The sequence below is a fragment of the Brevundimonas sp. Root1423 genome (assembly GCF_001426805.1).
Genome location: NZ_LMFL01000059.1, coordinates 1 through 11,443, shown reverse-complemented (window position 1 = coordinate 11,443; position 11,443 = coordinate 1). Strand labels below are relative to the sequence as shown.

10 protein-coding genes and 2 pseudogenes are annotated in these 11,443 nt (G+C 68.7%); 6 read left to right on the top strand and 6 right to left on the bottom strand.

Annotated elements, in window-relative coordinates; all coding sequences use genetic code 11:
• Nucleotides 1–242 (top strand): annotated as a pseudogene (locus tag ASD25_RS26440) (acetyl-CoA carboxylase biotin carboxylase subunit); the annotation flags it as partial.
• Nucleotides 243–249: 7 nt separating this feature from the next.
• Nucleotides 250–945 (top strand): leucyl/phenylalanyl-tRNA--protein transferase, encoded by a 696-nt coding sequence (gene aat, locus ASD25_RS26435; RefSeq protein ID WP_055830321.1) that lies wholly within the window; start codon nt 250–252, stop codon nt 943–945.
• Here the strand turns inward: aat and ASD25_RS26430 are convergent.
• Complete coding sequence (locus ASD25_RS26430; RefSeq protein ID WP_055830318.1) at nt 912–1,577, bottom strand: DUF2155 domain-containing protein; 666 nt, start codon at nt 1,575–1,577, stop codon at nt 912–914. The two genes, aat and ASD25_RS26430, sit on opposite strands and share 34 nt — an antisense overlap.
• Nucleotides 1,574–1,966: an NADH:ubiquinone oxidoreductase subunit NDUFA12 gene (locus ASD25_RS26425; protein ID WP_055830316.1), complete on the bottom strand. Its 393-nt coding sequence runs from the start codon at nt 1,964–1,966 to the stop codon at nt 1,574–1,576. The genes ASD25_RS26430 and ASD25_RS26425 overlap by 4 nt, the downstream gene beginning before the upstream one ends.
• A 207-nt stretch (nt 1,967–2,173) precedes the next feature.
• On the opposite strand from ASD25_RS26425, the gene ASD25_RS26420 reads away from it, so the two are divergent.
• From ASD25_RS26420 to ASD25_RS26410, 3 genes are all read left to right on the top strand, one after another.
• On the top strand, nt 2,174–4,579 hold the full coding sequence (locus ASD25_RS26420; protein ID WP_055830314.1) for a hypothetical protein: 2,406 nt from the start codon (nt 2,174–2,176) through the stop codon (nt 4,577–4,579).
• A 63-nt stretch (nt 4,580–4,642) separates the two neighbouring features.
• Nucleotides 4,643–5,134 carry a pentapeptide repeat-containing protein gene (locus ASD25_RS26415; protein WP_055830312.1) on the top strand — a complete coding sequence of 164 codons (492 nt, stop codon included), beginning with the start codon at nt 4,643–4,645 and terminating at the stop codon, nt 5,132–5,134.
• Between the two features lie 95 nt (nt 5,135–5,229).
• Nucleotides 5,230–6,132, top strand: coding sequence for a pentapeptide repeat-containing protein (locus ASD25_RS26410; RefSeq protein ID WP_055830310.1), 903 nt, complete (start codon nt 5,230–5,232; stop codon nt 6,130–6,132).
• 62 nt (nt 6,133–6,194) lie between these two features.
• Here the strand turns inward: ASD25_RS26410 and ASD25_RS33435 are convergent, their stop codons facing one another.
• Together ASD25_RS33435 and aspS are read right to left on the bottom strand one after the other, a co-directional pair.
• Complete coding sequence (locus ASD25_RS33435) at nt 6,195–6,503, bottom strand: amino acid--tRNA ligase-related protein (protein WP_369816696.1); 309 nt, start codon at nt 6,501–6,503, stop codon at nt 6,195–6,197.
• Between the two features lie 41 nt (nt 6,504–6,544).
• A pseudogene (aspS, locus tag ASD25_RS26405) lies at nt 6,545–8,074 on the bottom strand (aspartate--tRNA ligase); the annotation flags it as partial.
• Nucleotides 8,075–8,328: 254 nt separating this feature from the next.
• On the opposite strand from aspS, the gene ASD25_RS26400 reads away from it, so the two are divergent.
• Nucleotides 8,329–9,012, top strand: a complete 684-nt coding sequence (locus tag ASD25_RS26400) for a DnaA/Hda family protein (RefSeq protein WP_055830305.1) — start codon at nt 8,329–8,331, stop codon at nt 9,010–9,012.
• A 154-nt stretch (nt 9,013–9,166) separates the two neighbouring features.
• Here the strand turns inward: ASD25_RS26400 and gatB are convergent, their stop codons facing one another.
• Together gatB and ASD25_RS26390 are read right to left on the bottom strand one after the other, a co-directional pair.
• Nucleotides 9,167–10,660 (bottom strand): Asp-tRNA(Asn)/Glu-tRNA(Gln) amidotransferase subunit GatB, encoded by a 1,494-nt coding sequence (gene gatB / locus ASD25_RS26395; RefSeq protein WP_055830303.1) that lies wholly within the window; start codon nt 10,658–10,660, stop codon nt 9,167–9,169.
• Between the two features lie 2 nt (nt 10,661–10,662).
• Nucleotides 10,663–11,443, bottom strand: a 781-nt coding sequence (locus ASD25_RS26390) for an amidase family protein (RefSeq protein WP_255356203.1), incomplete at its 5' end; no start/stop codon positions are given.

Below are 11,443 nucleotides of genomic sequence, written 5' to 3'. Positions count from 1 at the left end.
ACGCCGGCTATTCGATCCCGCCCTATTACGACAGCCTGATCGGCAAGCTGATCGTCCACGGCCGCGACCGCGAGGAGTGCATCGCCCGCCTCAAGCGCAGCCTGAACGAGATGGTCATCGGCGGCATCGACACAACGATCCCCCTGTTCCAGAAGCTGCTGCAGGAGCCCGACATCCTGTCCGGCGACTACGACATCCACTGGCTCGAGAACTGGGCCAAGCGCCAGAAGGGCGCCGCCTGACGGCGTGATGGAGGAACCGGGCTTCAGCGCCAGCAGCCCCTTCGGCGGCTTTGGCCCGGACGAACTGCTGCAGTGCTACGCCAACGGGGTCTTTCCCATGGGCGAGGGCCGCGACGACCCCCGCGTCTTCCTCGTCGAGCCCGAGCAACGCGGGGTCATACCCCTGGACGGCTTCCGGATTCCGACCCGGCTGAAACGCACCGTCCGGTCCGACCCATTCGAGATCCGGGTCGACACCGCCTTTTCGGCCGTGCTCGACGCCTGCGCGGCCCCGGGGCCGGGCCGTGAGGACAGCTGGATCAACGGTCCGATCCGCCGTCTGTACATGGAGCTCAACGCCCGCGGTCGCGCCCATTCCGTTGAATGCTGGCATGACGAGCGGCTCGTCGGCGGGCTGTACGGGGTCACCCTCGGCGGCGCCTTCTTCGGCGAAAGCATGTTCAGCCGGGAACGGGACGCGTCAAAAGTCGCCCTGGTCCATCTTGTGGCCCGGCTGAAGCGCGGCGGCTGGCGGCTGCTGGACGCCCAGTTCCTGACGCAGCACCTGAGCCAGTTCGGCGCCGTGGAGACTCCCCAGGCCGTCTATCTGAAGCTGCTGAAGTCGGCCCGCGCCGCGCAGGCGGACTCACGGTCGCTGTTCAAGCCGATGACGGGTTCCGAGGCGGTCTTCTACGCCTTGCAGCCCACGACCCAGGCGTCATAGACCGGATGCTGCAGGCCGTTGACGGCAGGGGCTGAGGCGAACATCCAGCCGCGGAAGATCTGGCGCGGCTCGCTGACCTGGATCACGCCGCGCGGCTGCAGCGACACTTCCAGATAGGCGACGGCGTCGGACACCTGTTCGTCGGGGGCGGAGACCTCGCAGGCGCGGGCGGTGAAGATCAGGGTCTTCTGGAACCGCACCGGGCGACCGCCGACCTCGACCTCGAACCGCATCGATTCCGCGGTGATCTTGTCGATGGCCTCCACGATCGCGACCCGGCGACGCTGGCGGCGGGCCGGCTCGGCGGGCGTCTCCACGCGTTTGGGCGCGACCGTTTCAGTCTTCCCGTTTTCGTCCGCGTCTGCGTCGATCTTGTCTTCGGCGATGACGATGGCCGGCGTCGGCGGCGTTACCGCGACCGGCGAAGCCGGCGCAGGCGTGCCTTCCGGGGCCGGTTCAACGGGCGCAGGCGATGTCGGTGGCGGGGTCGGCTGGGCGTTCAGGTTCGCCGTCGGGTCCTGAACCGGAACGGCGTCCTGGGGCATGTCATTTAGGGCCGAGGCGACGACGGCGCCCGACGCCGTCAGCGCCAGAACCACGCTGCCCGCCAGAATGAAGCCGCGCACGGTCATTCCGGACGCCAGGCTTCGTAGTCGCCTGTCGCGGCCGGACGCTTGCCTTCCGAAGCGAGAGATCCTTGCGGCCGCCACGCCATCGGCGTGCCCGTCAGATTGGGCAGATGGTCCTCTTCCCACTTGCGACGCGGCAGGGGGTGCTCGGTCGGCAGTTCGTCATAGGTGTAGTGCAGCCAGCCGTGCCAGTCCGGCGGGACCTTGGAGGCGTCGGCATAGCCATTGTAGGTGACCCACCGGCGGCGGCGTCCGTCATAGCTCGAGGTATCGCGCGACAGGTAGTAGCGGTTGCCGAACTCATCGGTCCCCACATGCTCGCCGCGCTTGGCGATGGTGAAGAAGGTGCCGATGGTTGCGCCGCTGGTCCAGCCGAAAATCCTGCCTAGCACGTCGGGAAATCCACTCACGATCCGTCGCAGCGGCGGAAGCCGGCGACCCTTGGGTGATCATAGAAACCGGCGCGCCTCCCGTCCAGCGTCGTTGAAATATGGCGAACCTCAACATCTTGGGGGTAACCGAGGTCCGACACGCCAGATTTATTGCCGACAGACCCGCAAGACCGCTAGTCTGGCGCAAAGGCCACGCCGAGACGCCGCATGCGCTTTCCTTTCGCTCCCCACGCCGCCGCCTTGCCGCGGCCGATGCGCCAGATCGAGCGATGCGGGCGCGTCGTCTCCGTGCGCGCTCCCGACGCCTGGACAGACGTGCAGATCGAAGCCTGGCTCGACTGGGCGGACGCCGAGGGGTTCGCCGTCAGCGATGGGGATCCTCTGGCCGAGGCCATGGCAGGCTGGGCGGCCAAACTGCCGGGCGACGACGCCATCGAGCTGACCGCGACGCTTCTGCTGGGGCTGGTCTCCCCGGCGCGGTCCACGCGGATCGGCCCGGATGTCCTGAACCTGTCGGATCCTGGTGCAGGCGACACGCTGGCGGCCGAGGGCGCGCGACGGCGGGCGAGCCGCCGCGCGGCGGGCGCGATCGAGGCTCTGGCCGCAGCTCTGACGACCGTTTCGGACGCGGTAAGCCGATGCGAGGGCCCCCGGGCCGACTGCGCCGATCCCGCTTCCAACCCGGCGCTGGCCAGGGCGGCCCTGGCGGCGCGGCGCACCGGGGCGTCGGACGCGGACATCCTGCGGGCGATAGCCGGCGAACGATTCGACGCAGTGGCCTCGCCCGTCCCGACCCCGCCCCTGATCGTCGCCCTGGCCGATCGCGCGATGATCGCCTCGGGCGCGCCGGACGCCCTGCTCGCCGCCGAAGCCGCGCTGGAAGGCGATCTCCTGCTGACCTTCGAGCCGGATGACGCGGAAAGCGCGTCCGGTTCGGCGCGGTCGCCGGCCATAGTGCTGTCGTTGACGGGATTGCGGGCGCTCAGCGGAGCCGGCGTCGAAACCGCGCTGGGGGATCTGGTGCGGCTGTGGACGCGCGCCCTGACCGCGACCGGTGCTCCCTCGATCGCGATCGGCCTCGGCGGCCTGGGCGATCTGGTCCTGAAGGAAGGCCCGGACGACGCCCGGTCGCGGGCGGCTGAACTGGCGGGCACCGTCACCGCGGCCTGCGAGGGCGTGGCGCCGTCCCTGTTCGTCGACGACGTCGAGGCGGCCCTGCGCCTGGCCTTGAGCCCGCTCGCCGTCACCGAGGTCTGGCAGACGGGCGATGGCGAAATCGTCCGCCGGCTGCGGCCCGCGCTGGCGTCGGCGATCCGCCGGGCCGGCGGCGACCTCGAATCGGCCGAACGGCATCTGTTCGGCCGGCGCACCCTGGTCGACGCGCCCGGCGTCGATCACGCCGCGCTTCGGGCCAGGGGATTCACGGATATCGAACTGGAAGCGGTGGAAACCGCCGTCGCCCAGGTGGACCTGCTGGCCGACGCCCTTCGGGTGCCGGTGCTTGACGCCGGCTTCCTGCGCGACGTGCTGGGGATCGCGGATGCGGCGGACGATCTGCTCGGCCATCTCGGTTTTTCGGCCGACGCCGTCGCCCGGGCCCAGGCCTGGGCTTTCGGCGAGCCGGATCTGACGGAATGGACCGGCGTCCCGGCCGCATTGCGGCCCGTCCTGGCCGATCTGCCCGCGTTTGAAGCCGGTCTGCGCGCCGTGGTGGAACAGGTCAGCGCCGCGCCGGACCCCGCGCCGACGATCATCGACTGGCGGACCACGGCGATGCAGGCCGCGCGGCTTCTGGGCGACGCCGCCCGCGACGGACGCCGGGCCGTGCGCCTGCAGCGCGCCATGGCGCCCGCCAGCGGCATTCTCAACCTCGTCGAGCCGGACGAACCCCTCCGCCAGCGTCGCCGCGAGCCCGAGACCCGCGCCGTCGAACGCGTGGTCGAGAAGGTGATCGAACGCGACCGCACCCGCCGCAAGCTGCCGGACCGGCGCAAGGGATATATCCAGAAGGCGGCTGTGGGCGGGCACAAGGTCTACATCCACACCGGCGAATACGAGGATGGAGAACTGGGCGAAATCTTCATCGACATGCACAAGGAAGGCGCGGCCTTCCGCAGCCTGATGAACAATTTCGCCATCGCCATCTCGATCGGCCTGCAATACGGCGTGCCGCTGGATGAGTTCGTCGACGCCTTCGTCTTCACCCGGTTCGAGCCCGCGGGACGGGTGACCGGCAACGACTCCATTCGCTCTGCGACCTCCATCCTGGATTACATCTTCCGCGAACTCGGCGTTTCGTACCTGGACCGGCGGGAACTGGCCAACGCCGACGCCGAGAGCCTGAACGCCGACGGCCTGGGCCTGGGCAAGGCTGAAGACGGGGAGCCGGAGACGGTGCCGGCGGCCCGATTCATTTCCAAGGGGTTCGCCCGGGGCGCGGCTCCGGACAATCTGGTGGTCCTTCCCTTCGGCCATCCGCGGGGAACGCCGGCGTCTCCGCCGGCGGCGACCGAAGCCGTAGCCTGTCCGGCCTGCGGGGACTTCACCCTGCAACAGCGGGGCGCGGGCTGGAGCTGCGACACCTGCGGGGCGGCGCCCTCGATGCAGGGTTGATCAACGATTGTGCGCCATGATGGCCCGCGTCTTGCACATTCGAAGGCGAGACCGGAGCCTGTGATGAAAGCCATCCTGACCTTCACCCTCGCCGCCGCCCTTGCGGCTGCGGCCCTGCCGGCCTCGGCGCAGAACGCCGGCCAGATCGCCCGCGTGCGCGGCGGCGCCAGCTGCGCGGGCTGCAACCTGTTCCAGGGCGACTTCGGCGGCGTCGACGCCCGCGGCCTGAACCTGTCGGGCGCGCGCCTGCGCCAGGCCGACCTGAGTCTGGCCGTCATGAACCGGGCCCGGTTCACCAACGCCGACCTGCGCGACGTCGAGGCCTACGGCGGGGTCTTTTCAAGTGCGAACTTTTCCGGCGCGAACCTGACAAACGCGAGCTTCGTCGGCGCATATCTGGACGGCGCGTCGTTCTCGGGCGCGACGCTGACGGGCGTCAACTTTTCCGGCGCCTCGCTGCAGCGAGCCACGGGTCTGACCCAGGGCCGGCTGAACCAGGCCTGCGGGGACGAGGCCACCCGCCTGCCACGCGGACTGTCGATTCGCCACTGCTGAGCTGACCGCGTACCGCCTTGGACCTTACGGCGATTTAAGTAGGGTTTGTCGGGGTTTGGCCTCATGACAAGGGCGTGAAAAAGCCTGCTGTACCCATGACCCGTCGCCTCTCCACCGGCTTCGCGCTCGGCGCGGCCATCGCCGCCTTGGCGGCCGCCGGATCGGCGAGCGCCGAAGTCAACTTCCAGTTCGGCCTGCAGGACCGCGATGTGGCCCGGATGGTGTCGCTGGGCGGATCCTGCAACCGCTGTGAGCTGTCGGGGCGCGACCTGACGGGCGCGGCCTTCACCGGCGCGGCCTTCACAAACGCCACCCTGGTAGGCGCCATCCTTCGCGGCGCGGAGCTGCAAGGCTCGAACTTCACCGGCAGCGACTTCAGCCGCGCCGACCTGACCGGCGCGGAGATGAACTTCGCCAATCTCACGGGCGCCAACTTCACCGGCGCGGACATGTCCGGCGCCGAGGCCATGGGCGCGACCCTGGTCCGGGTGCGGATGGCCGGAACGGATCTGAGCGGGGCCGTCCTGAACAACTCCAATATGAACGGCGCGGTCCTGACCAACGCCAATCTTTCGGCGGCCGAGATGAACGCCACCACCCTGGCGAACGTCAGCGCCCGCGCTGCAAACTTCAGCAACGCCGAAGTCGCCATGTCGAACCTGTCGAACGGCGACTTCCGGAGCGTGTCGTTCCGGGAAGCCACGCTGAACGGCTCGCGGCTGACCGGCGGCAATTTCGACGGCGCCGATTTCCGCAACGCGGAAATGAACCGGGTCGACATCCGCGGCTCTGACCTGTCCGGCGCGCGGGGCCTCAGCCAGGAACAGATCAGTCGCGCCTGCGGCGATGGCGCTACGCGCCTGCCGGCTCGCCTGACCGTCCGCGTCTGTCGCGGCGTCAGCATGGTGAGGATTTCCCCCCGCCCGCCCGCCGCGCCGCCGGCGCCGCCCGTTCCGCCCCGGGTGCGAAACCTGGTTGTGGCCAACTCCGGCCGCTGACGACAAAGGCCGCCGTCCCCGGGGACAGCGGCCTTTTTCATGTCCGGGTCTCCGGCCGCCGATCAGGTCTTGAGCGGCAGGGCCGCGCGGATGTGCAGCTCCTTGTACTGACGCTCGGCGGCATCGGACGGCGCGCTCATCAGCAGATCCTGGCCCTGCTGGTTCAGCGGGAAGGCGATGACCTCGCGGATGGCGGTCTGGTTGGCCAGCAGCATGACGATGCGGTCGATGCCGGGGGCCAGGCCGCCGTGCGGCGGCGCGCCATAGCGGAAGGCGTTGAGCATGCCGCCGAACTGGTCCTCGACSACCGAGGCGTCRTAGCCGGCGATCTCGAAGGCCTTGAGCATGATCTCGGCCTTGTGGTTCCGGATCGCGCCCGAGCACAGCTCATAGCCGTTGCAGACGATGTCGTACTATAGCCGGCGATCTCGAAGGCCTTGAGCATGATCTCGGCCTTGTGGTTCCGGATCGCGCCCGAGCACAGCTCATAGCCGTTGCAGACGATGTCGTACTGGTAGGCGMGGATGKYGAGCGGGTCCTTGGTGGTCAGGGCCTCCATCTCGCCTTGCGGCATCGAGAAGGGGTTGTGCGAGAAGTCGACCTTCTTCTCTTCCTCGCTCCACTCGAACATCGGGAAGTCGACGATCCAGCAGAATTTGAACTCGTCGTCCGAGATCAGGTTGAGGTCCTGGCCCAGCTTGGTGCGGGCGGCGCCGGCGAATTTGTAGAAGACGGACGGGTCGCCGGCGGCGAAGAATGCAGCGTCGCCCTTGCCCATGGCCAGGGACTTCATCAGGGCGTCGGTCGCCTCGGCGCCGAGGTTCTTGGCGATCGGGCCGCCCCAGGCGCCCTGGTCCTCGGACCAGAAGATGTAGCCGAGGCCCGGCTGGCCCTCGCCCTGGGCCCACGAGTTCATGCGGTCGCAGAAGGCGCGCGAGCCGCCGGTCGGCGCCGGAATGCCCCAGACGGCGTTCTTCGCATCCCCGGCGAGGATCTTGTTGAACAGGCCGAAGCCGCCGTCGCGGAAATGCTCCGAGACGTCCTGCATCTCGATCGGGTTGCGCAGGTCCGGCTTGTCGGTGCCGAACAGGGCGATGCTCTCGCGGTAGGGGATGCGGACGAAGGGGTACGGGTCGACCGTCTTGCCGTCGGCGAACTCCTCGAACACGCCGTGCATGACGGGCTCGATGGCGGCGAAGACGTCCTCCTGGGTGACGAAGCTCATCTCGACGTCGAGCTGGTAGAATTCCAGCGAACGGTCGGCGCGCAGGTCCTCGTCCCGGAAACAGGGCGCGATCTGGAAATAGCGGTCGAAGCCCGAGACCATCAGCAGCTGCTTGAACTGCTGGGGAGCCTGCGGCAGGGCGTAGAATTTGCCCGGGTGCAGGCGCGAGGGGACCAGGAAGTCGCGCGCGCCTTCAGGGCTGGAGGCCGTCAGGATCGGCGTCTGGTACTCGAGGAAGCCCTGCCCGACCATGCGCTGGCGGATCGAGGAGATGACGCGCGAGCGCAGGACGATGTTCTTGTGCAGGGTCTCGCGGCGCAGGTCGAGGTAGCGGTGCTTGAGGCGGATGTCCTCGGGGTACTCCGGCTCGCCGAACACCGGCAGCGGCAGTTCGGCGGCCTCGGACAGGACCTCGACGCCGGTGACGCGCAGCTCGATCTCGCCGGTGGGCAGGTTGGGGTTCACCACCGAGCCTTCGCGGGCCACGACCTCGCCGTCGACGCGGATGACGCTTTCGGCGCGCAGCCGCTCGACCGCCTCGAAGCCGGGCGTCTCGGGGTGCAGCACCAGCTGGGTCAGGCCGTAGTGGTCGCGCAGGTCGATGAACAGCAGGCCGCCGTGGTCGCGCTTGCGATGGACCCACCCGGACAGGCGGACATTGGAGCCCGCATCGGTCAAACGCAGGGCGCCGCAGGTGTGGGAGCGGTAGGCGTGCATGGCTGTTTCGTCTTGGATCAGGGGCCGCGGGGGCCGCAATTCGGGAGGCCGGAAGGGCGCATCATCGCCCCGGAAAGTCAAGGTTTGCGGGCGGGCGGCGCGTCTGTCCTCCCCGTCCTCCAAATCCTTCCCGGGCGTCTCTGAATTCCTCCGGTTTTCGTCGTCCAATTCCTCGCCCCATCCTCCACAGCCGAAAGACGTTGTCCACGGCGACGCGAGGAACCCGGAACGCTGTCTGCTATAGTTGTTCCATTATGACCGCCCGCCCCTCGCCCGCCGACCAGATGCGCCTGCCGCTGCAACGCGACCTGCCCGAGGGGGCGCAGGGGTTCGTGGTGTCCGACAGCAACCGCGCCGCGGTCGAGGCCCTGGCCGACTGGCCCAGTCTGATCGGCGGGGCCATGGCGATCTGCGGCCCGGCGGGTTGCGGCAAGAGCCGGCTGGCGCAGATCTGGGCCGAACGGGTCGGCGCCGTGGCCCTGCACGGGGCCGAGGCGGCTGTGATCGATCCGATGGAGCTGGAGGGCCGGCCGATCCTGCTGGACCGGGCCCGGGACGTGGACGACGAGACCCTGTTTCACCTGATCAATCTGGCCCAGGCGCCGGGCGGGGCCCTGCTGCTGGTGGCGCGGTCGGCGCCGTCGAGCTGGGACGTCGCCCTGCCCGACCTGCGCTCGCGCCTGGACGCCGTGATCAGCGTGCCGATGGAGGCCCCCGACGACGCGGTGCTGGCGGCCATGCTGGAGGCGCGGTTCGCCGAACGGGGCATCCGGCCGCAGAAGGACGTGGTGCCCTATCTGCTGAGGCGGATCGACCGGTCGGCCGCCGCGGCGGCGGAGGTTGTCGAGCGGCTGGACGCGATGCACCGGCCGGTGACCCGCACGCTGGCGCGGGCGGTGGTGGAGGGGACGGACGAGAGCGGGGAGCTGTTCGAGTAGGCTTCGACGTCTCCCTCCCCTTCATGGGGAGGGACGATCGCGCCAGCGATCGGGATGGGGTTCGAAGGGGCCGGCGCGCGGACTGACGCACCCCACCCTGTCGCCGCTTCGCGCCGACATCCCTCCCCATAAAGGGGAGGGAGAACGCGGGCCCCTACAGCCCCAGCTTGGCCTTCAGGATGTCGTTCACGGCCGCCGGGTTGGCCTTGCCGCCGGTGGCCTTCATGACCTGGCCGACGAACCAGCCGAGGGCCTGGGGCTTTTCGGCGACGGCGGCGGCCTTGTCGGGGTTGGCGGCGATGATGTCGTCGATGGCTTTCTCGATCGCGCCGGTGTCGGTGACCTGTTTGAGGCCGTGCTGCTCCACGACCTCGGCGGGCGAGCCTTCGCCGTTCCAGACGTGGTCGAAGACCTCCTTGGCGATCTTCGAGGAGATGACGCCGGTCTCGATCAGCTCGACCAGCTGGGCGACATGGGCGGCCGGGACCGGGCTCTGGCCGAAGTCGAGGTTGTCGGCGGCGAGGCGGGCCGACAGCTCGTTGGTGACCCAGTTGGACACCAGCTTGGCGTCACGGCCTTTCGCGGCGGCCTCGAAATAGTCGGCCTTGGCCTGTTCCGAGATCAGCACCACGGCGTCGTATTGCGACAGGCCGTAGTCGGCCATCAGGCGGCGGCGCTTGGCGTCCGGCAGTTCCGGCAGGTTCGCCTTGATGTCATCGATCCAGGCCTGCTCCAGCTCCAGCGGCAGCAGGTCCGGATCCGGGAAATACCGGTAATCCATCGCCTCCTCCTTGGAGCGCATCGAGCGGGTCTCGCCGGCCGTGGGGTCGTAGAGGCGGGTCTCCTGGTCGATCTTGCCGCCGTCCTCGAGGATCTCGATCTGGCGCCGGGCCTCATAGTTGATGGCCTGGGAGATGAAGCGGAACGAGTTGACGTTCTTGATCTCGCAACGCGTGCCCAGATGGCTGAAGTCTCCGGTCGCCTTGTACTTGGCGTACTGGCCCTCGCGGCAGACCGAGACGTTGACGTCGGCGCGCAGGTTGCCCTTCTCCATGTCGCCGTCGCAGGTGCCGAGATAGATCAGAATGGTTCTGATCTTCTTGACGTAAGCCACGGCTTCCTCAGGAGAACGAATGTCGGGACGCGACACGATCTCCATCAGGGCGGTGCCCGCGCGGTTCAGGTCGACATAGCTCTCGGTCGGCGACAGGTCGTGGATCAGCTTGCCCGCGTCCTGCTCCAGGTGCAGGCGTTCGATGCCGACGTTGAAGAAGGAGCCGTCCTCGGCCTCAACCTCGACGACGCCCTCGCCGACGATGGGGAAGTAGAGCTGGCTGATCTGATAGCCGGTCGGCAGGTCGGGGTAGAAATAGTTCTTGCGGTCGAACTGGCTGCGTCTGTTGATCTGCGCATTGAGGCCGAGGCCGGTGCGGACGGCCTGTTCGACGCAGTGACGGTTCAGCGTCGGCAGCATGCCGGGGAAGCCGGCGTCGACCAGCGACACCTGCTCGTTCGGGCCGGCGCCGAAGCCGACGGCGGCGCCCGAGAACAGCTTGGCCTTCGACGCCACCTGGGCGTGGATCTCCAGCCCCATGACGATTTCCCACGGGCCGGTGCGGCCGTGGATGAGTTTGGATGTGTCGGTCATGCTCACCACCACTTCTCGGGCCTGGCGACAAACCCCGCCGCCTCTTCCAGCGCGCTCGCCACCTGGAACACCGTCGCCTCGTCCAGCGCCTTGCCGATGACCTGAAGGCCCAGCGGGAGGCCGCCCTTGTCGAGGCCGGCGGGGACCGAGATGCCCGGCAGGCCGGCGAGGTTGGCGGTGACGGTGAAGATGTCGTTCAGATACATCTGCAGCGGGTCGATCTGCCTGTCGCCGATCGCGAAGGCCGCTGATGGCGTAGACGGCGTCAGGATGGCGTCGACCCTGTCCCAGACGGCGTCGAAATCCATGGCGATGCGGCGGCGGACCTTGAGCGCCCGGACGTAGTAGGCGTCATAGAATCCGGCCGACAGGACATAGGCCCCGATGGTCAGGCGGCGCTGGACCTCCTTGCCGAAGCCCTCGGCGCGGCTGGTCTCGTAGAGGTCGGTCAGGGAGGTGGTCCCCTCGGCGCGGTGGCCGAAGCGCATGCCGTCGTAGCGGGCCAGGTTGGACGAGGCCTCGGCCGGGGCGATGATGTAATAGGCCGGCAGGGCGTATTTGGTGTGCGGCAGGCTGATCTCGACGATCTCGGCGCCGCCGGCCTTGAGCCATTCGACGCCCCGGTCCCACAGCTGCTGGATCTCGGCGGGCATGCCGTCGACGACATATTCCTTCGGCACGCCGATGCGCAGGCCCTTGACGCCCTTGTTCAGGGATTGGGTCCAGTCGGGGGTCTCGACGTCGAGGAGGGATTGGGTCCAGTCGGGGGTCTCGACGTCGAGG